Annotated in this window: 15 protein-coding genes and 2 pseudogenes; 9 read left to right on the forward strand and 8 right to left on the reverse strand. The window is 71.2% G+C overall.

Features of this window, described 5'->3' with window-relative positions:
* Positions 1 to 119: 119 nt before the first annotated feature.
* Together ACIBTS_RS18215 and ACIBTS_RS18220 are read left to right on the forward strand one after the other, a co-directional pair.
* The gene (locus ACIBTS_RS18215) at positions 120 to 584 is read left to right on the forward strand and encodes an NUDIX hydrolase (RefSeq protein ID WP_399320469.1); all 465 of its coding nucleotides are present in this window, start codon (positions 120 to 122) and stop codon (positions 582 to 584) included.
* 187 nt (positions 585 to 771) lie between these two features.
* The gene (locus ACIBTS_RS18220) at positions 772 to 1,965 is read left to right on the forward strand and encodes a glycosyltransferase (RefSeq protein ID WP_399320507.1); all 1,194 of its coding nucleotides are present in this window, start codon (positions 772 to 774) and stop codon (positions 1,963 to 1,965) included.
* Here the strand turns inward: ACIBTS_RS18220 and ACIBTS_RS18225 are convergent, their stop codons facing one another.
* Both ACIBTS_RS18225 and pepN read right to left on the reverse strand, forming a co-directional pair.
* On the reverse strand, positions 1,966 to 3,024 hold the full coding sequence (locus ACIBTS_RS18225; protein ID WP_399320471.1) for a hypothetical protein: 1,059 nt from the start codon (positions 3,022 to 3,024) through the stop codon (positions 1,966 to 1,968).
* A gap of 206 nt (positions 3,025 to 3,230) precedes the next feature.
* A complete protein-coding gene (gene pepN, locus ACIBTS_RS18230) occupies positions 3,231 to 5,837 on the reverse strand; it encodes an aminopeptidase N (RefSeq protein ID WP_399320473.1) in 2,607 nt (868 codons plus the stop codon).
* Positions 5,838 to 5,987: 150 nt separating this feature from the next.
* Here pepN and ACIBTS_RS18235 point away from each other — a divergent pair, with 150 nt between their 5' ends.
* Positions 5,988 to 6,632, forward strand: coding sequence for a DsbA family protein (locus ACIBTS_RS18235; protein ID WP_399320475.1), 645 nt, complete (start codon positions 5,988 to 5,990; stop codon positions 6,630 to 6,632).
* 19 nt (positions 6,633 to 6,651) lie between these two features.
* Here ACIBTS_RS18235 and ACIBTS_RS18240 read toward each other — a convergent pair whose 3' ends face one another.
* Both ACIBTS_RS18240 and ACIBTS_RS18245 read right to left on the reverse strand, forming a co-directional pair.
* Complete coding sequence (locus tag ACIBTS_RS18240; RefSeq protein ID WP_399320508.1) at positions 6,652 to 7,254, reverse strand: response regulator; 603 nt, start codon at positions 7,252 to 7,254, stop codon at positions 6,652 to 6,654.
* Between the two features lie 9 nt (positions 7,255 to 7,263).
* A pseudogene (locus ACIBTS_RS18245) lies at positions 7,264 to 8,150 on the reverse strand (MMPL family transporter); the annotation flags it as partial.
* Positions 8,151 to 8,568: 418 nt separating this feature from the next.
* Between ACIBTS_RS18245 and ACIBTS_RS18250 the strand changes: the two are divergent.
* On the forward strand, positions 8,569 to 9,147 hold the full coding sequence (locus tag ACIBTS_RS18250) for a biotin transporter BioY (RefSeq protein ID WP_399320476.1): 579 nt from the start codon (positions 8,569 to 8,571) through the stop codon (positions 9,145 to 9,147).
* Between the two features lie 128 nt (positions 9,148 to 9,275).
* Here ACIBTS_RS18250 and ACIBTS_RS18255 read toward each other — a convergent pair whose 3' ends face one another.
* A complete protein-coding gene (locus ACIBTS_RS18255) occupies positions 9,276 to 9,989 on the reverse strand; it encodes an LPXTG cell wall anchor domain-containing protein (protein ID WP_399320478.1) in 714 nt (237 codons plus the stop codon).
* 213 nt (positions 9,990 to 10,202) lie between these two features.
* Between ACIBTS_RS18255 and ACIBTS_RS18260 the strand changes: the two genes are divergently transcribed.
* Positions 10,203 to 12,554: a serine/threonine-protein kinase gene (locus ACIBTS_RS18260; protein WP_399320480.1), complete on the forward strand. Its 2,352-nt coding sequence runs from the start codon at positions 10,203 to 10,205 to the stop codon at positions 12,552 to 12,554.
* Here the strand turns inward: ACIBTS_RS18260 and ACIBTS_RS18265 are convergent.
* Together ACIBTS_RS18265 and ACIBTS_RS18270 are read right to left on the reverse strand one after the other, a co-directional pair.
* Positions 12,493 to 13,714, reverse strand: a pseudogene (locus tag ACIBTS_RS18265) (RNA-guided endonuclease InsQ/TnpB family protein). The gene ACIBTS_RS18260 and the pseudogene ACIBTS_RS18265 sit on opposite strands and share 62 nt — an antisense overlap.
* Before the next feature lie 348 nt (positions 13,715 to 14,062).
* Positions 14,063 to 15,565: an amino acid permease gene (locus ACIBTS_RS18270; protein WP_399320482.1), complete on the reverse strand. Its 1,503-nt coding sequence runs from the start codon at positions 15,563 to 15,565 to the stop codon at positions 14,063 to 14,065.
* Between the two features lie 274 nt (positions 15,566 to 15,839).
* On the opposite strand from ACIBTS_RS18270, the gene ACIBTS_RS18275 reads away from it, so the two are divergent.
* Positions 15,840 to 16,328, forward strand: a complete 489-nt coding sequence (locus ACIBTS_RS18275) for a ribose-5-phosphate isomerase (protein ID WP_079662244.1) — start codon at positions 15,840 to 15,842, stop codon at positions 16,326 to 16,328.
* A 32-nt stretch (positions 16,329 to 16,360) separates the two neighbouring features.
* Positions 16,361 to 17,170, forward strand: coding sequence for an Fpg/Nei family DNA glycosylase (locus tag ACIBTS_RS18280; RefSeq protein WP_399320484.1), 810 nt, complete (start codon positions 16,361 to 16,363; stop codon positions 17,168 to 17,170).
* Positions 17,171 to 17,173: 3 nt separating this feature from the next.
* Here ACIBTS_RS18280 and ACIBTS_RS18285 read toward each other — a convergent pair whose 3' ends face one another.
* Complete coding sequence (locus ACIBTS_RS18285) at positions 17,174 to 18,436, reverse strand: GNAT family N-acetyltransferase (protein WP_399320486.1); 1,263 nt, start codon at positions 18,434 to 18,436, stop codon at positions 17,174 to 17,176.
* A 163-nt stretch (positions 18,437 to 18,599) separates the two neighbouring features.
* Here ACIBTS_RS18285 and ACIBTS_RS18290 point away from each other — a divergent pair, with 163 nt between their 5' ends.
* Positions 18,600 to 19,784: a PP2C family protein-serine/threonine phosphatase gene (locus ACIBTS_RS18290; RefSeq protein WP_399320488.1), complete on the forward strand. Its 1,185-nt coding sequence runs from the start codon at positions 18,600 to 18,602 to the stop codon at positions 19,782 to 19,784.
* A gap of 80 nt (positions 19,785 to 19,864) precedes the next feature.
* A complete protein-coding gene (locus tag ACIBTS_RS18295) occupies positions 19,865 to 20,305 on the forward strand; it encodes an HD domain-containing protein (RefSeq protein WP_399320489.1) in 441 nt (146 codons plus the stop codon).
* Positions 20,306 to 20,403 lie beyond the last annotated feature (98 nt).

Consider the following 20,403-nt stretch of genomic DNA (forward strand, 5'->3'; position numbering starts at 1 on the left):
ATGGATGTATGGGGAAAACCCTCTACGAGTCACCTGTGGGGAGTCTTCGTGAAGGGTGTGGGCTGGATGTGCGGGAAATTTCCCCGTCCTGACCCGCTTGGAACGGCTAACGTCCGTGTATGCGCAAGAAGTTGAGGGTGGCGGCCTACGCCGTCTGTGTCCGCGACGGCCAGGTTCTGCTCGCCCGCTCACCGGCCCCCGACGGCACCCCCGAGTGGGTGCTGCCCGGCGGCGGCATGGAGCACGGTGAGGACCCCCTCGACACCGTCGTGCGCGAACTGGACGAGGAGACCGGCTACCGCGTCGAGGTGACCGGCCTCCTCGGTGTCGACTCCTCCCGCCGCGTCCTGCGCCGCGAGGGCCTGCGCGGCCCCCGGGACCACCACGGTCTGCGCATCGTCTACGAGGCTCGGATCGCCGGCGGCGAACTGCGCTACGAGGTGAACGGCTCCACCGACCTCGCCGCCTGGCATGACCTGGACGCGGTCGCGGACCTCACCCGGGTGCGCCTGGTCGACGTGGCGCTCAGGCTGTGGCGCGAGCGGCCGGTGGACGGACGGGTGTCCGTGCCGCCGCAGGCGTGACGGTCGCGGCGCCCACGACCGGCCGGCGAGTGACCTGCGCGTCACACAGCATGCGCGGACATGTGACGTCGTGTTCATCCGTACGAAATGTCCGTACCGCCTCATATCGGCTAACCCGCACTTCACGGGGATGGCTTGATATCGGTGCAAGGCGGGTGATCGTGTGCGCAGGGGAAACGGACTGCGGGTGCTCTCGGTGTACGAGGGGTTCTTCTCCGGAGGGGCCCGGATCGTGCACAGCGATGTGGTGCTGGGACTGCGTGAGGGCGGCCAGCACCACCGGGTGCTGAGTGTCCACGGCGAGGTGCACCGCGAGGCCACCCGTCAGCGGATGGAGGACGACGCCTGCTACCGCAAGCTGACGGCGGCCGACGTGGGCGTGACATCCCTCGGGCGTACGTTCGGAACGGGGGGTCTGGATCCGGCCGTCTTCACCGGTCCCGAGCTGGCCGATACCGCGCGGGCGACGGCCGACGCGGACGTCATCCTCTCCCTCAAGGAGCAGCCCCTCGCCCTCCTGCGTCAGGCGGGCCTGCCGCGCCGCCCGGTCGTGGTCTGTCTGCACCGCTCCGACCCCGAGAACCAGGGCCGCGCTCTCGACGACCTCAAGGCCGCGATCGCCGACGGCACCGTCGCGGCCGCCGTGTGCTGCGCGGAGTCGACCCGGGCCGCGTACGAGGCGGCCGGCGTCCCGTCCGCCCTGCTCCATGTGATCCCGAACGGCGTCGACCTGATCCGCTTCCGCCCGGACGCGGCCCGACGCCTCGCGGTCCGGACCTCCCTGGACATCCCGGCCGCCGCCCCGGTCGTCGTCTTCGCGGCCCGCTACGACGGCATGAAGAACGTCCCCCTGTTCCTGGCCGCGGCCAGGACGTGGCTGGCCGCCGTGCCGGACGGACACGTGCTGATGTGCGGGGCCGGCATGACCGCGGCGAACCCGGGCCTGGACGCGGACATCGCGACCGCGTTCGGCGACGAGGACCGCGGGCGGCTGCACCGGCTCGGCGTACGCCAGGACATGGAGGCGGTCTACGCGGCCGCCGACGTCGTCGCGCTCACCTCCGCCTGGGGCGAGGCGGCCCCGCTGTGCCTCATCGAGGGCATGATGTGCGGGGCCGTACCGGTGGCCACGGACGTCGGCGACAGCGCGGCGATCGTCGCGGGCCACGGCCTCGTGACCCCGCCGGCCCCGGACGCCGTCGCGGCGGCCTGGACGGAGGCGGTGGCGAACCGTTCCGTCTACACCCCGGCCCTCACCGCGAGCCGCGAGCGCTTCAGCCGGACGAGAATGATCGCGTCCTACGCGGCCCTGATCGACCGCGTCTACGCGGGAGCCCCCCTCAGTCTCACCTCCCCGGAGGACAACCCGAACTACGGCTGACTACCGGGGCAGTACCACGACGTACGCGGCGGGGTCCCTGTCGTTCGAGGCCATCAGGGCCGTGCGGACCACCGCCGCCTGCTGCTCCATCGAGTGCCTCAGCTTCTTCGGCGTGATGTGCACGACCGTGATGCCCAGGCGCTCCAGGTGCTCGCGCTTGCGCGCGTACTCCGACCACAGGGCGTCCTCGTCGTGGCGCGGCGCCCGCGTGTCCAGCTCCACCGCCACCGCCTGCTCCGGCCAGTACGCGTCCAGGCCGCCCAGGTGGGGGCCGCCGGGCAGCCGGAGGTCGACGTTCCACACCGGGTCGGGGAGGCCGTACGCGCGCACCATCGTGTAGAGGCGGTCCTCCGCGATCGCGCGGCCCTCCGCGAGCAGCGAGTCCACCGCGTCCACCACGTGCGGTCGGCTCAGCAGCCTCGCGTCGTTCAACTCCCGTACCACCGACGCCGGTTCGCAGTGGCCGCCGCGCACCGCCTCCGACAGCAGCCGGCGTACCGTCCCCGCGTCCGTCAGCTGTGCCACCGCGTCGGCCAGCGCGCGCGGCACCGGCGCCACCGGGAGGCCCGTGGCCGGCTCGGACGCCGGCAGGGCCGCCGTGCGGATGACGTGCGCGCAGCCCGTCGAGCGCAGTCGGCGCCGGCGCGGGACCAGGACGTCGATGTGCTCCAGGGACAGCAGCGGCGGAGCCGCCGACAGGCCGTGCAGGTTCAGGGCCGCCAGACCCGTGATCATCGCCTCCTGGTACACCGGCCGGTGCGGTTCCCTGGCGGCCGGCTGGGCCGGCACCGCGGGCGCCGACGCCTCGCGGCCCGCGTACATCAGCACCGCGTGCAGCCGCTCCTCGCTGGTCGGCGGGCCGGGGTGGAGCAGGTACACGCCGGGGAGGAGCTGCTGCCAGGGGCCGCCGGGGCGGCACTGCTCGTTGGCCTCGGTCTGCGAGACGCCCTGCGCGCGGAGCTGGGCCGCCGTCGAGACGCGGCGGTGGGCGTCCGACAGATGGCGGACGAGGCGGGGGGACGCCGAGGGAAGGTGGGGGAGCGGGGTGTTGGGGTTCATGCAACGGGGATTCCGCTCCCGGCCGGCGTCCTAACCGCTGTTACACGCCTGTCGACAAACCCGGACAAGTTCACCCTAAAGGACGGGTGTTCGGGTGCCGAGTAGGCACCGAAAACCCCTGGTCCCGAATGGGCGGGCCAGGGGTTACGGTTCCGATTGACTGAATTCCGTAACGGTGACCGTCGGCGGAATTCATGGCCAACGATTCAGCCGGTCTGGGCCCCGGTCCCGGGCTCCGCCTCCGCCCCGGCCTCCGCCGCACACGCCTGTGCCCGCAGCGACCGCGCCAGATCGTCCTGCGCCTCCAGCACCAGCCGCCGCAGCGCCGGCGGCGCCGACTCGTGCGCCGCCAGCCACGCGTCCGTCGCCTCCAGCGTCGCCGGGGAGTCCTGCAGCGACGGGAACAGGCCCTTGACGACGTTCATCGCGATCTGGATCGAGCGCTCCGACCAGATCCGCCCGATCGACGCGAAGTACTTCTGCGCGTACGGCGCGAGCAGCTCCCGCTGCGAGGGCTGGGCGAACCCCGCGATCGTCGCCTCCACCAGCGCGTTGGACAGCGCGTCCGACTCCACCAGCTGGGCCCAGGCCTGCGCCTTGACCGCCGCCGAGGGGCGGGCGGCGAGGCAGCGCACCTGGTGCCGCTTGCCGGACGCCGTGTCGTCGCGGGCCAGTTCGGCCGTCAGCGCCTTCTCGTCGGCGAACCCGTGCGCGACCAGCGGCTCCAGGAACACCCAGCGCAGCTCCTGGTCGACGTCCAGCCCCTCGATGGCGGCCGTGCCGTCCAGCAGGCCCTGGAGCAGGTCGAAGCAGGCCGGGTCCTCGGCCGTCTGCGCGTAGAAACGCGCCCACGCCAGCTGGTGCTCGCTGCCCGGCTCGGCGGCGTACAGCTCGCGCTCGGCGCCCTCGGAGAGCAGCGAGCCGCCGCGCAGCCGCCAGTCCGGCGCCGCGTAGTGCACCAGCGCCGAGTCCGCCCACGCGTGCAGCATCTGCAGCACCCCGATGTCGGACTCGCGCCCCGCGAACCGCAGCACCAGGTCGATGAAGTCCTGCGCGGGCAGCAGCGCGTCCCGGGTCAGGTTCCACAGCGCCGACCAGCACAGGGCGCGGGCCAGCGGGTCGGTCATCGAGCCCAGGTGCTCCCGCAGCGCGGCCAGCGAGGTCGCGTCGAACCTGATCTTGCAGTACGTCAGGTCGTCGTCGTTGACCAGCACCAGCTCCGGGGCCGCCTCGCCCACCAGCTCCGTGACGACCGTACGCGGCCCGTCGACGTCCGTCTCGGCGCGCGCGTACCGCACCAGAGCGCCCTCCTGGAGGCGGTACAGGCCGATCGCCACCCGGTGCGGGCGCAGCTCCGGGTGCGACTCCGCCGCCTCCTGGACCACCGCCAGCTCGCTCACCCGGCCCTCCGGGTCCAGCAGCACCTGCGGGGTCAGCGCGTTCACGCCCGCCGTCTGCAGCCAGGACCGCGCCCAGGCGGCCATGTCCCGGCCGCTGGTCTCGCCGAGCACCGACAGCAGGTCGCCGAGGCGCGTGTTGCCGTACGCGTGCCGCTTGAAGTAGCGGCGGGCGCCTTCCAGGAACGCGTCCTGTCCGACGTACGCCACCAGCTGCTTCAGGACCGACGCACCCTTGGCGTAGGTGATGCCGTCGAAGTTGAGCTTGGCGTCCTGCAGGTCGCGGATGTCGGCGGTGACGGGGTGGGTGGAGGGGAGCTGGTCGGCGCGGTAGGCCCAGGCCTTGCGGCGGTTGGCGAAGGTGATCCAGCCGTCGCTGAAGCGGGTCGCGCCGACGAGGGCGAACGCGCCCATGAAGTCCGCGAAGGACTCCTTCAGCCACAGGTCGTCCCACCACTGCATGGTGACCAGGTCGCCGAACCACATGTGGGCCATCTCGTGCAGGATGACGTTCGCCCGCGCCTCGTACGACGCCCGCGTCACCTTGCCCCGGAAGATGTACTCCTCCCGGAAGGTCACAAGACCCGGGTTCTCCATCGCGCCGAGGTTGTACTCGGGGACGAACGCCTGGTCGTACTTCCCGAAGGGGTACGGGTAGTCGAAGTGGTCGTGGAAGAAGTCCAGGCCCTGCCTGGTGATCAGGAACACGTCCTCGGCCTCGAAGTACGGCGCCAGACCCTTGCGGCACATCGCGCCGAGGGGGATCTCCAGGGTCGTACCGTCACCGAGGTCACGGCTGTAGGAGTCCGTCACGTAGTGGTAGGGACCGGCCACGACACAGGTGATGTACGTCGAGATCGGCTTCGTCTCCGCGAACCGCCACACCCCGTCCGCGCGCTCGCCGACGCCGTTGCTCCACACCGTCCACTCCTGCGGCGCGCGCACCTCGAACCGGAACGGGGCCTTGAGGTCGGGCTGCTCGAAGTTCGCGAAGACTCGGCGGGAGTCGGCCGGCTCGTACTGCGTGTACAGGTACACCTCGCCGTCCTCCGGGTCGACGAAGCGGTGCAGGCCCTCGCCGGTGCGGGAGTAGGCGCACTGCGCGTCGACGACCAGCTCGTTCTCCGCGGCCAGGTCCTCCAGGAGGATCCGGACGCCGTCGAAGACCTCGCCGGGGTCGAGATCACGGCCGTTGAGGGAGACGGACGTCACACTCGGCGCGATCAGGTCCGCGAAACTCGACGCGCCGGGCTCGTTGCAGCGGAAGCGGATCGTGGTGACCGACCGGAACGTGCCCGGTTCGCCGTTCCCCTCGGCGATCGCCGAACGCACGTCGAGGGAAACGTCGTACCCGTCGACGGACAGCAGGGCGGCCCGCTCCCGGGCCTCGTCGCGGGACAGGTTCTCACCGGGCACGGGCGGTACTCCCTCGTTAGTGGCCTCAAGGCTGTGGACAGGAGCGATCCTGCCACGCGCTCCTGACCTCGGGCAGCAGGGAATGCGCGGCAGGGACAGTGGTGTTGTTCGTGGGAAGCCCTGTTTCTTGCGGATCTCCTGAGGAGAGACATGTCCGAGAAGACCCCCGTCGACTTCTGGTTCGACCCGCTGTGCCCCTGGGCCTGGATGACCTCCCGGTGGGTTCTGGAAGTGGAGAAGGTCCGTGACATCGAGGTGCGCTGGCACATCATGAGCCTCGCCGTCCTCAATGAGAACAAGCTCGACGAGCTGCCCGAGGAGTACCGGGAGATGCTCGAGGTCAAGGCCTGGCAGCCGGTCCGCGTGGTCACCGCCGCCTGGCAGAAGCACGGCGCCGACGTCCTCGGCCCGCTCTACACCGCGCTCGGCACCCGCATCCACAACGAGGGCGAGGGCCCCACCCTGTCGGCCATCGCCGGCGCCCTCGCCGACGTCGGCCTGCCCGCCGACCTGATCGACTACGCCGAGCAGAAGGACTTCGAGTTCGACGCCGAGCTGCGCGCCTCGCACAAGGAGGGCATCGACAAGGTCGGCCAGGACGTCGGCACCCCGGTCATCGCCGTGCCCGGCGCCGACGGCGAGCAGATCGCCTTCTTCGGCCCCGTCGTCACCCCCGCCCCCAAGGGCGAGGAGGCCGCCCGCCTCTGGGACGGCACCCTCGCCGTCGCCTCGGTCCCCGGCTTCTACGAGATCAAGCGCACCCGCACCAAGGGCCCCGACTTCAGCAACCTGTAACACCGACCGGCGGGCCGTCTCACGGCCGGCGCAGCAGTCCCCGCTCCATGGCCACCACCACCGCCCGGGTCCGGTCGTTCACGTCCAGCTTGGCGAACAGACGCAGCAGGTGGGTCTTGACGGTGGCCTCGGAGATGACGAGGCGCCGGCCGATCTCGGCGTTGGTCAGCCCGTCGGCGACCGCGCCGAGGACGTCGGTCTCCCGGGCGGTCAGCGCCTCCTGCACCGGGCGCCGCATCCGGGCGACCAGCTTCTGGGCCACCCTGGGCGCGAGCACCGTCTCTCCGCGCGCCGCCGCCCGGATCGCGTCGACGAGCTGCTCGCGCGTGGTGTCCTTCAGCAGGTAGCCGATGGCGCCGGCCTCCACCCCGCGCTCGATGTCCGCGTCCGTGTCGTACGTCGTCAGGATCAGCACCCGGGTGCGGGGGTGCCGGGCGACGATCTCGGTCGTCGTCGTGACCCCGTCGAGGACCGGCATCCGCAGGTCGACGAGGGCCACGTCCGGGTCGTGCCGCTCGACGAGGTCGAGGGCGGCCCGGCCGTCGCCGGCCTCGCCGACGATCTCGATGCCGTCCTCGCCGGCCAGCAGGGCGATCACCCCGGCCCGTCTCTTGGTGAGCAAGGTCCGGGGGAGCCAGGCCTGCCGGGTCGGGGCCCCGGCCAGCACGGCCTCCCTGATCCGGCTCATCGAGCCGGTGGAGTGGAAGTCCAGCAGCCCCTCGGCCCAGGTGTGCTGGAACACGAGCACCAGCAGCCCGAGCGCGGCCGCCGCCGACAGCAGGTTCAGCGCGACGCCGATCAGACCGAGGGCGACGGAACGGAACGCGTACAGCGTCATCAGGAAGGTCACCAGCAGCAACGCCCCGAGAACGAGCGGGAGTTTGCTGTTCTGGTGCGCCGGATAGTCCGTGTACCGGGCGACATCACCGCTCATGCCGTACTCCGCGCCGCTGATCCGGCCGACGGTGGCGGGCAGATAGTCGTGGCGCAGATGGTCCAGGGAGTCGTAGGCCTGGTCGGAGTTGCCCAGGTGGGGCACGTGCAGTTCCAGGGTGCTGATCCGGTGGTCGGCGGAGGTGCCCAGCTCGTGGGCGCCGGTGAACAGGGGGTCGGCCTGCGCACGCCGGGCCAGCTGCCGCAGGGCTTCGCCGACCGCCCCGGCCTGCGCGGCCTCGGCGCGTACGACGACCTGGTGGGTGACCCGGTGCTCCGGGAACGCCGCGTTGAGCCGGTCGTACACCCGCATCGCGGGGATCTCACGGGAGTGGGTGTCCCGGCTCATCTCGGTGATGTCAGCGGGACGACGAGCGCGAGCAGGGCGAGGACGGAGACGCAGAGGGTGGCGAGGGGGTGCCGGGCGGCGGGACGCAGCAGCGCCGTCCAGACCCGGCCGCCACTCTCGTCGCGGGTGCGGCGGGCGGGCTTGCCCCGCTCCGCCCGTCGTGCCGCCCTGCGCTCGGCGCGCCGTCCCAGCACGCTCAGCAGCGCGGGCAGCGCCGTCAGGGAGCTGGCCATGCTTCCCGTCCACCGATCGGTGGACCCGGAGAGGGGGGAAACCCCCCGTGCGGGGAGCCCGGTTCAGCCGGGCGATGGTGGAGCGCGCGACCGGCTGTGCTCCAGCACGGACCACAGGATCGTGCTGGTGCTGGTGCTGGTGCTGGTGCTGGTGCTGGTGCGGCGGCCGACGGGCGAGACGGCGGCCGTTTCGTCGTGCTCGATTGGCGAAACCCTACAGAGCCCGCTCACGGCGCTTCCGTATCCCGAGCCACCCCACCTCAGTGACCAGGGTCACCTCGAACCGCGTGTAACTCTCACGCTTTGTCCGGAGCCCACCAAGCTCCCGAACGCCCGTTTGTCGACTACTGACGGTGAGCGGCCGCACGCCCCTGGGATAGCGTCACCGTGTCCCGCTCCACCCCGACCCCGCGGAGTCCCCATGAGCAGCACCGCCGCCGCCCCCGGCCGCCCCGGACAGGTCCTCGCCGACCTGCTCCCCGCCTCCCGTGTCCGGGACATCGCCCTCGTCCTCGGGGGCGCCGCGCTCACCGGCCTCGCCGCCCAGATCGCGGTCCCGGTGCCCGGCACCCCGGTCCCGGTCACCGGCCAGACCTTCGCCGCGCTGCTCGTCGGCACGTCCCTCGGCGCCCGCCGCGGGTTCTCCGCCCTCGCCGTCTACGCGCTGGCCGGTCTCGTCGGCGTGCCCTGGTTCGCCGACGGCGCCTCCGGCGTCTCCGTCTCCTTCGGCTACATCCTCGGCATGATCCTCGCGTCCGCCGCCGTGGGCGCCCTCGCCCGCCGCGGCGCCGACCGCTCCATGCTGCGCACGGCCGGCGCGATGCTGCTGGGTGAGGCGATCATCTACGCCGTCGGCGTCCCGTACCTGGCCTACGCCGCCGGCATCTCCGCCTCCGCCGCGATCGCGGCCGGCCTCACGCCGTTCCTGATCGGCGACGCGATCAAGGCGATCCTGGCAATGGGTCTGCTGCCGACGGCCTGGAAGCTCCTCAAGCGGTGACGGACTTCAACGGACCTCGGCCCGGCTGTTCCTGAAGATGACGGCCGGTCGACCTGGTGCATCGTCAGGTCGACCGGCCGTCATCTTCTTCGTCCTGCCCCCTACCTCCTCGTTTCCTCGGCGCGGGCTCAGCTCTCCGGCCGCCGCCGGGACCACCACAGGCCGGCCGTGCCCGCCGCGAGCAGCATCGCTCCGGCCGCGCCGAGCGGCAGCAGTTCCCGTCCGACGCCGGTCTTCGGCAGCTCGTCGCCGCCGGGAGCCACGGGTGTGTTGTCGGTGCCGAGGAGCAGCGGGGTGGCGGGCGCGTTCGGCGACGGGTTCGTCGTACCGAACGGCACCGGGCCCTGCTGCCAGAACGTCTTCTTCCCGTCACTGCTCTGGACGGGCAGACAGATCTTCCCGGTCTTGCTCAGATCGAAGGTCGCGTCGACGGCGTACGACTTCGACGCCCCGGCCGCGAGATTGTCGATGGGGCAGGAGAAACCGCTGTTGGATCCTTCCGGGAGATCTTTCTTCGCTATCGCGGAACATCCCTGAACGCTTTTGACCGCGAGCCCGTCGAACCCGACGACCAAAAGCCTTGTCCGTCCGCTGTCCTTGGTCCCCTCGTTCTTCACCGTGGCGGTGATCGCCGTTTTCCTGGAACTGTTGTCGACCGAGATCCGCTCCGGCAGCAGTGTCGTCGTCTTCACGCCCGCGGGCGCCTCGTCGACGGGCTTTCCCCCTTTGCTGCTGCCGGGTCCCTGGTCGTCCGCCCCGGCAGGGAGGGAAAGGATCAACACTGCCGAGAAAGATGCCATGACCAGCGATCCGGCGATGGTCGTCGCACGACGAGAACTCATGTTCGTCCCCCTTGGCTGCGCCTGAATTCGCAGTACTTGAAGAGGTACCACAAGATTTCTCCACACTATGCTGGTGCGACACTAAGTGTGACTATTGTGTTTCAGGGGCCGGGCAATGCAGGGCAGTCGAGGGGGTGCAGCGGATTGCCGGGAAATTCGGGAAACGCAGGGAATCCGGAGAACTCGGGGAACGGCGGTTTTCCGGGGTTGCTGGTGACGGGGCGCTATCTGCTGGTCGAGAGTATCGGCCAGGGTGGAATGGGGCGGGTGTGGCGAGCCGCCGACGAGGTGCTCGACCGGCAGGTCGCGGTGAAGGAAATGCGCATCGACGGGCTCGACCCGGAGGACACCCGCACCCGCCGTGAACGCACCCTGCGCGAGGCCAGGGCCACCGCCCGCATCGACCATCCCAACGTGGTGCGCGTCTACGACGTCGTGGACGAGGGGGAACGCCTCTGGATCGTCATGGAGTTGGTCGCCGGCCGTTCCCTGGAGCGGATCATGGCGGAGCAAGGACCACTGGGCCCGGCCGAGACCGCCCGCATCGGCCTCGGCCTGGTCACGGCCCTGCGCCAGGTCCACGCGAGGGGGGTCCTGCACCGCGACATCAAACCGGGCAACGTCCTGGTGGAGGAGGCGGGGAGCAGGGAGCGGGGCGGACGGCGCATCGTCCTCACCGACTTCGGCATCGCCGCGATCCAGGACGCGAAGGCGTTGACCATGGTCGGCATGCTGGTCGGCTCCCCCGACTACATGGCTCCCGAACGCATCTCGGGCCGCCCGCAGGGCCCGCCGTCCGACGTGTGGTCCCTGGGCGCCACGCTCTGCGCCGCCCTGGCCGGCCACTCGCCCTTCTCCCGCGACACCACGCTGGCGACCCTGCACGCCGTCCTCTACGAGGATCCCCAACTCCCCTCCAACGCAGGACCGTTGCGCGGCATTCTCGCCTCCCTCCTGGAAAAGGAACCCACGGTCCGCGCGGCTCTCACCGACCTGGAGTCGACCCTCGCCCCCATCGCCCACCCCCCTCCCACACCGACACTGACGGTGGACGGAGCGGGAATGGAGGGGCAGGACGGGCGGGAACAGGCGCAGAGGCCACCGGGGCCGGGGGAGGCGCAGAGGCCGAATGAGGCGCCCGGCGGTGAGGGCGCTGAGAGGATCCACGGCGCTGAGGGAGAGCCGCCGACCCGCGCACTCCTGAACACCCTCAGGCCCCCCGACCTCCGTGATCCCAGGCGACCACAACCGAGGCAACCCGCTGCGGAGCGACCCGAGGACGCGCGTCCCGGGCCCGAAGGGCCCGAAGGTGCGGCAGGCGCCGCAGGGTCCTCAGGGGCCGCAGGTGCAGACCCACCAGCCCCACCAGCTCCACCTGAACCGTGCCGCGCATCCACCCCTACCGCTTCTCCCGCCCCTCCAGCCCCTCCCGCGCCCTCCGAAGCCTCCACCGAGGCGGCCTCGGAGATGCGTTCGGAGTCCGGCTCGGAGCCCCCGTCGCCCAGCCCGTCGCCGTCCCTCTCGCCATCACCGTCGCCGACGCCACGCTCACGCCCGGGCGTCTCCCTCGTCCGAGCTGACGCGCAGACGGAACGCAGGCCGGCGCCGGAGGGCGCTCCCGCCGGGCAGGCCGACCCCGTGTCGCACGCGGACCCGCACGCACCCGTCCGCCCGGACGCGGAGACCCGGCGGCGCGAGATACCGCCGGGCGGTGAACTGCCCGGCCCGGCCGCCCCGTCCCGGGCCCGGCGACGCAGGGGGAGCAGCAACCGCCCGGGTCGCCGTGCCCCGTTCCTCGCCGGCCGCCGTACCGGCGTGCTGGCCGCCATCGGGGTTGTCGCCGTCGGCACGGTCGTCGCGATCGTGCTGGCGTCGGCCCCCGGCTCGCACGACAGCGGCGACCAGGCTGGCGGCTCCTCGCCGCATCCGTCCCCCGCCACGGCGACGGCCACCACCGCCTCGGCCACCGGCCCCGCCCCCACCCCCACCCCCATCCCTTCGACCCCTGCGCCCTCGCCCACGGTCGAGGGGACCTTCAGGCCGCCGAGCCTGCCCCCGGGCGCGCATCAGGAGGCCGGCGGGTTCGCCTGGGCGACGCCCAGGGGCTGGCGGCGGGACGTCAAGACGGGCGCTGAGGTGCACTACACGTCCCCCGACGGCACCCAGGAACTCGTCGCCAAGTCCTCCCTGGCCCGCGGCGACCTCATGGACACCTGGCAGACCTCCGAACACAACGCCCACCAGGGTCAGGACTACCGCAAGATCCGCCTGGAGGAGACGACGTTCCGAGGCAGGCCGGCGGTCGTCTGGGAGTACACCTTCACCCTCCAGGGCACCCCCTGGCACGCCCGGCTCCTCGGCTTCGACGACAGCGGGAAGTCGTACCAGATCAACACCTGGTACCAGCCCGACGCCGAGACGACGGCCCTGAAGACGTACGAGAAGGTCAAGGACAGCTTCACCTTGAATCCTCCCCTCCCTGAGGGGGGAGGGGATTCCTGGCTCAGGCCGCCTCCTGGAGCAGCGCTCCAGGAGGTCTTGCGCCATCAGCACCAGCCGGGTTGAGACCAGCCCGGACGAGCATCACGCGGGCGGAGTTCTTGTCCCTGGGGGACACGGCTCCGCACACGGTGCAGGTGTAGGTGCGCTCACCCAGCGGCAGGCGATGCTTGGCTCTCGCATCGCAGCGCGCGCAGTCCATCGTGGTGTGCGCAGGATGTACCAGGCGGATGTTCCGCCCGTGCTTGCGGCCCATCTCGATCAGAGCGGCCTTGACCGCGCCGATGGCGGCGTCAGCGGCCTTGCGGGCCATGGCCGTCCTGGCCAGGAACTTCGCACGGAAGTCCTCGACAGCAATGGCGTCGTGGTCGCGGACCACCTTCTTGGCCCACTTGCGGCCGGTGTCCTCACGCTGCCTCGCGACCTTTTTTATGCGCCTTCGCCCGCAGCTTCTTCGCATAGCGGTAGCCCTTCGTTGCCGGCTGTCCCTTCTTCGGCTTGCGGCGGGCCATCATCCGGTCGTACCGGGTCAGCTTCGCCTGTGCCTTCTGGCCGTGCCCGGCGTGGGGCAGGTCGTGCGCGTCGGACGTGGTGGTGGCGGTCTCCTTGACGCCCCAGTCGACACCGAGCACGCGGCCGGTCTCCGGCAGGAGCTGGACCTGGGCGGGCACGACGAACGAGCAGTACCAGTGCCCGAGGCTGTCCTGGTACAGGCGTACCGAGGACGGCTCGGCCGGCAGTTTCCGCGACCACACCACCGTCACCACGACGCCCCCGCTCAGGTGCAGCCGGCCGTCCTTCAACCGGAACCCGCGCTTGGTGTAGTTGAGGCTCGCCAGCGCCTCGCGTTTGGTCTTCCACTTCGGCATCCCCGCCCGGCGCGCCATGGGCAGGCGCTCGCGGATGTCCGTCTGCGCCTTGGCTCGGGAGCGACCGAAGTCGCGGATGACCTGCTGCTGGACAACCGACGAGCCCTCACGCAGCCACGGCGTACGGGCGCGCGCTTCGGTCAGCATCCGGTCGAGCCGAGCCGGACCGCACATGGCCTTCCGGCCGGTCGCCTTGTTGTGCGCCTGTACGGCCCTGGACTTGGCGACGCATTCGTTCCACACCCAGCGGCATCGGTCCCACTCCGCCGCCAGGGCCGTGCGAGCGGTGGACGACACCCGCAGCCGGTAGGTGTACGGGGCATGCCCGGCCTCCGCAGCCGCCCCCGCCTGCGCCATCCCGCCCCCTCATGTTCCCCGGCCAGGACACCGTGCCGTCCCGAACTCTCCGAAGGACCACACGTACGACAGCCGTACAAAGGCACCCCGATTCCACAGCCACCACCCCGACCAGCGATCACGGGCACACACGTTCGCACCACCTCAGCGATAGCGACAGCGGTGCGGCCGCTCCGCGCCCTGAACCGGATATGGCGACGCTCCGCGTCGCGACACCCGGATGCGATTCCTCCCCGGCGTGAACGCCGGGGCCTCCTCGCAAGGAAGGCGTGATGTGACGGCGCAGGCAGGGGAGAAGCATGAAAGGGGCCCGCTGCAGCGGACCCCTTTCACATCGGCTCCCGAGAACTACTCGACCTTGTCCTTGTCCTTGTCCTTGTTCTGGGCCACGGTCTCGACCGTGCCGACGGCGGAGGGCCGCCGCCCTTGCCGCCCGTCCCACTCCTTCACGAAGGCGATGAGGACCACGACCGCCGCGACGAGCAACGACAGCAGCACGGTGGTCCGCCCGCTGCTCTCCCCCTCCGTGTCGGTCAGCATGTAACCGAGCACGAAGACGATCAGCGCGGCCGTCGCCCAGGTCAGGTACGGGTACAGCCACATCTTCACGACCAGCTTCTCCGGCGCCTCGGCCTGGATGATCTTCCGCATCCGCAGCTGCGAGAAGCAGATCACGAGCCAGACGAACAGGGCCACGGCCCCGCTGGAGTTCACGAGGAACAGGAAGACCGAGTCCGGGAACCGGTAGTTGAAGAAGACGGCGACGAACCCGAACACCACGGAGGCGACGATCGCCGCGAGGGGAACACCACGGTTCGTCGTCCGGGCGAAGACCTTCGGCGCGTCGCCCCGCTCACCGAGCGAGAAGGCCATGCGAGAGGCCGTGTAGAGGCCGGAGTTGAGACACGACAGCACGGACGTCAGCACGATGAAGTTCATGATCTGACCGGCGTGCGCGATCCCGAGGGAGTCGAGGGCGGCGACGTAGGAGCCCTGCTCCTTGATGGACGCGTCGTCCCAGGGCAGCAGCGTGACGACGACGAAGATCGACCCGAGGTAGAAGACGCCGATCCGCCAGATGATGCTGTTCGTGGACTTGGTCACGGCCCGCTGCGGGTTCTCGGACTCGCCGGCCGCGAGGGTGGCGATCTCGCTGCCCATGAAGGAGAAGACGACGAGCAGCACGCCGGTGAGGATGGCGCCGGGCCCGTTGGGCAGGAAGCCGCCGTGGTCCGTGAGGTTGCCGAGACCGGCCTTGTCGCTGTCGACACCGGGCAGCACGCCGAAGACGGCGAGACCGCCGATGACGATGAACGCGCCGATCGCGACGACCTTGATCCCGGCGAACCAGAACTCGAACTCGCCGTAGGACCCGACGGAGACGAGGTTGGTGGCGGTCAGCACCACCATCACGATGAGCGCCCACCCCCACTGCGGGACGGCGGGGATCCACCCTTCGAGGATCTTGGCGCCGGCCGTGGCCTCCACGGCGAGCACGACGACCCAGAAGAACCAGTACAGCCAGCCGATGGAGAACCCGGCCCAGCGTCCGAGCGCACGGTCGGCGTGCGCGGAGAACGAACCGGAGGTCGGATTGGCCGCGGACATCTCCCCGAGCATCCGCATCACCAGCACCACGAGCGTGCCGACGAGGGCGTAGGAGAGGAGGATGCCGGGTCCGGCGGTGGCGATTCCGGAACTGGAACCGACGAACAGTCCGGCGCCGATGACGCCGCCGATGGCGATCATCGACAGATGCCGGTTCTTGAGCCCTGCCTGAAGTCCGGGACCGGGTTCTCCGGGACCTCCGGGGCCGCGGTCGGCCTGGGTGAGGGTCGGCTGCGAAGTCATGGGGACGGTCTTCCTTTGCGCCGCGTGGAGGGAAACGGGGGAACAGCGGAATACGGGGGAAGCAGCGGAATCAGGTGAATCGTGGGGGTGGGGGGCGTACGAGGGGGGTGGGGGGCGTTCGAGCCGGTCCAGTGAATCTGAGGTGAACTGATTCGGGAACCTTTGATTCCGTATCGTTACTTGAGGTTTTCCTGGGCTTCTGTAGCATTGCTCACAGTTTTCGGACGCGGCACCCGGCGCTGCTACCCCGCAACACCCGTGTCACACTCATCCCATGCGCGTGTATCTCGGCTCGGACCATGCCGGCTTCGAACTCAAGAACCACCTCGTCGAATGGCTCAAGGCGGCGGGTCACGACCCGGTCGACTGCGGCCCGCACATCTACGACGCCCAGGACGACTACCCGCCCTTCTGCCTCCGCGCCGCGGAGAAGACGGCCGCGGACCCCGACTCCCTCGGCATCGTGATCGGCGGCTCCGGCAACGGCGAGCAGATCGCGGCGAACAAGGTGAAGGGCGTCCGTGCCGCCCTCGCCTGGAGCGAGGAGACCGCGTCCCTCGGCCGCCAGCACAACAACGCCAACGTCGTCGCGGTCGGCGCCCGCATGCACACCCAGGACGAGGCGACGAAGTTCGTCGAGACCTTCCTGGCCACCCCGTTCTCCGAGGACGAACGGCACATCCGCCGCATCGACATGCTCGCGGACTACGAGACGACGGGTGACCTGCCGGCCATTCCCGCGCACCACCCGCAGCAGGACTGACCGCCCCCCGGGGGCTGGAAGGAACACGCGCCGTGCCAGAGGGGCACACGATCCACCGGCTGGCGTCGGACTACGCCGACCGCTTCTCCGGCACGGCACCGCGCGTGACCAGCCCCCAGGGCAAGTTCTCCGACGCCGCCGAACTCCTCAGCGGAGCGGAACTCACCCGCACCGAGGCCCACGGCAAGCACCTCTTCCTCGGCTTCCGCGACACCGACTGGGTCCACATCCATCTCGGACTCTTCGGCAAGGTCGCCTTCGGTGACGCACCGGCGCCCCCGCCGACGGACACGGTCCGACTGCGCCTCGCCAACGCCACGTCGTACGTCGATCTGCGCGGCCCGACGACCTGCGCGCTCATCACGGACGCCGAGAAGCAGGCGATACACGACCGTCTGGGCCCCGACCCTTTGCGTGAGGACGCCCAACCGCAGAGGGCGTACCAGCGGATCTCCCGCAGCCGTACGACGATCGCCGCCCTTCTCCTGGACCAGAAGATCATCGCCGGCGTCGGCAACGTCTACCGCGCCGAAGTCCTCTTCCGGCACCGCATCGACCCGTACCGCGCGGGCAGGACCATCACCCCCGCCGAGTGGGAAACGATCTGGACCGACCTCGTCGCCCTCATGCGCGAGGGCGTCCGCAACAACCGCATCGACACGGTCCGCCCGGAGCACACCCCGGAGGCGATGGGCCGCCCGCCCCGCGTCGACGACCACGGCGGCGAGGTGTACGTCTACCGACGCACCCACCAGCCCTGCCACCTCTGCGGAGACACCGTCCGCACCGCCGACCTGGCCGCCCGCAACCTCTTCTGGTGCCCGACCTGCCAGCAGAACTGACGCTCAGAACCCGTGCGGCAGCCAAGGCGCCGCGCCCGTCCCGAACCCCACGGCCGCCTCGGCCAGCGCCCCCCGCCGCAGCTCCCGTACGCGCCCGGCCGCCCCGAGCGCCCCGAGGCTCACCCCGCCGAGATACGCCGACCCCAACTCCCGTACGGACAGAGCGAGATCGGCGGCGTCGGAGGTACGCTCGCACACCGCGCCCTTGGCGTCCCCCGACAGCCGCCAGCGCCCCGAGTTCCAGGGGCAGAAGGCGTCCTCGACCTCCAGCACCACATCCACCGGCGCCTGATACGTCCGCGCCTCCAGCGCCGCGCCCACCTCCACCAGCCGCACGTACAACGAGTCCCGCACCCGCAGTTCGCAGCGCCGGATGTCGGAGACGAGATGCTGCCACCCCTCGTCCAGCGGCCGCCCCCGCACCTTCAGCGAGGTCGTGAGGTCGATGCCGAACAGGAACCGCCACAGCGCCGCCTCCGACACGGGATCGAGCCCCGCCAGGTCCTGGAGCAGCACCTGCCCGTTGTGCCCGCTGTCCCGCCACTCCGGCCGTATCCGGAAGCGGGCGTACCCGGTGACCTCGCCGTCCCGCTCGGCGAGCACGCACTGCAGCGGCGACGCCCCGCCCCGCCCGCTCTCCGGATCGAGCAGCGCCAGCCGCTCCCACCCGGGCTGCCGCGCGAGCATCCCGGCCCGCCGGGGCACGGTCCGCGCGTACACCGCCTCGCACACCTCCAGCTCCGCGCCGGGGTGGACGTACCGCAGCCGTACGTCGTCCGTACCGGCCGGGACGGACAGTCCTACCCGACCGGTGTCGATCTCGGCGTGCAGTCCGAAGCTCGCCGCCCCGTACCCGAACCGCCCGTAGATCGCGGGCTCCGAGGCCGTGAGGACGGCGACCGCCTCCCCCCAGGCCCGCACGTCGTCCAACTGCCGCCGCATCATCGACGTCAGCAGCCCGCGCCGCCGGTGCGTCGCGCTCACGCCGACCATCGTCACGCCCGCCGCCGGCACCGAGGCCCCGCCGGGCACGGTCAGCCGGAAGTCGTACGCCCCGGCCGTCGCCACGCACGCGCCGCCGTCCCACACCCCGAGGGAGCGCTCATACGGGGTGAGCGCCCTGAACAGCTCCCGCTCCTCGGCCGGCTCATCGACCCCGCCGAAGGCGCGGAGCAGGGTGCCGTACCACTCGTCCCATTCGTCGCGCCGCAGCACCCGCACGCCGTCCGCCGCCGGGGTTTCGTCGCGCCTCGCCTCAGTCGTCATGGGCTCATGCCTAGCAGCCCAATGCGGGACGAGCCAGGGAATTTCTCCCTCCTGGCGGCGCGAGCGCTCTCCGTGAAGTTCACTGTGAAGTTGAACCTCGGACGGGGGACAAGTGGGGCCTCCCGTGCCAAGCGGCGGGTTCGATGGATAGGGTCCCGAACTAATGGCAGCAGGACGACAGCGGCGCGCGGAAGCCGAGACGTTGGCGGCCCGGTTGAAGCACTGGATGCACCGGGTCCGCACCGGCGTGCGCAGAAGCGCCGTGGACTACTTCCGCGGCGACGGCTCCGACTGGATCGCGCTTGCCTTCCTGTTGCTCACCGTCCCGCTCATCGCCGCCACCACGCTCGCCAACTCGGTGTGGTGCTCACCGGCCGCCCTGGTGCTGCCGATCGTCGCCGGCGGCCTGCTGCTGCGCCCGTCGAGCCTGCTCGGGCTGTACGCGGCGGCGGCCACGGCCCTCATCGTGGAGTCGGTGCGGCTCGGCCCCTACACCGAGGGCCCCTCACGCGTGACGCCCGGCGTGGTCCTGGTCGTCGCGGCATGCGGTTTCTTCGGCCTGCTCATCGCCCAGTTCCGCAGCCGGGTCGGCGTGCCCTGGCGGCGCGGCGGCACCATGCTCTTCGACCTGCGCGAACGCATCCGCGTGCAGAGCAAGCTGCCGAGTCTGCCATCCGGCTGGCACCGCGAGATGGCGCTGCGGCCGGCGGGCGGCCAGTCGTTCTCCGGCGACTTCGTCGTCGCGGCCCGTACCAACGGCGGCCGCACCATGGAGGTCGTCCTCACCGACGTCTCCGGCAAGGGCATGGACGCCGGTTCGCGCGCGCTGCTGCTGTCCGGCGCCTTCGGCGGCCTGCTCGGCTCCCTGCCCCCGCACGCCTTCCTCCCGGCCGCCAACGGCTATCTGCTCCGCCAGGACTGGGACGAGGGTTTCGCGACCTCCATCCACCTGGTCCTCGACCTCGACTCCGGCGACTACGAGCTGTACTCCGCCGGCCACCCGCCGGGCCTCCAACTCAGCGCGGGCAGCGGCCGCTGGGAGGAGAAGGCCGCCGAGGGCCCCCTCCTCGGGGTGTACGACGGCGCCCAGTTCGACCCGGTGAAGGGCTCCCTGCGCCCGGGTGACGTGCTGATGCTCTTCACCGACGGCCTGGTGGAGACCTCCGACCGGGACATCGTCGAGGGCATCGACCGCCTCACCGGCGAGGCCGACCGCTATGTCGCAGGCGGCTTCCAGGGCGCCGCCTGGCACCTGATCGAGGCGGTGGCGAAGGACGTCAACGACGACCGCGCCCTGCTCCTGGTCTGCCGCGAGGGCCCGACGGCCCAGATGGCCCCGCTGTCCTGAGACATCACTCTCCCGAGGCGGAACTCTCCTGAGACATCACTCTCCCGAGGCGGAACTCTCCTGAGACGTAAGGGGACACCATGCTCACCCTGGCCGAGGTCGAGGCCCTCGCCCGCGCCGCCCACGAGGGGCAGACCGACAAGGCGGGCCGGCCCTACGCCGAGCACCTCCAGGCGGTCGCGGAGGGCGTACGCGCGCGGGGCGGCGACGCCGACCAGATCGCGGCCGCCTGGCTGCACGACGCCGTCGAGGACGACGCCCTGTCCGCGGCCTGGCTGGACGGCGCCGCGCTGAGCGACCGCACCAAGGCGGTCGTCCGCTCGGTCACCAAACGGGCGGGGGAGACGCCGGAGGCGTACGCGGGGCGCATCCTGGCCACGCCGGGCGCGCTGCTGGTGAAGGAGGCGGACCTGGCGCACAACGCCGACCCGGCCCGGCTGGCGGTCCTGGACCCGCCGACCCGCACCCGGCTGACCGAGAAGTACACCCACATGCTGGCACTCCTCGGCCTGTCCCCCTGACCGGCCGGACAGGTCCTAGGGCGTGTTTCGAAAGTAGCGTCGTCCGCCCGGAGGGCGGGGCCCGCGGCGTCTGGTGCGGTGCATCGCAAGGCGGAGGG

Origin of the sequence: Streptomyces sp. NPDC050121, assembly GCF_044460385.1 — a bacterium.
In the GTDB taxonomy this organism is placed as follows: Bacteria; Actinomycetota; Actinomycetes; order Streptomycetales; family Streptomycetaceae; genus Streptomyces; species Streptomyces soliscabiei.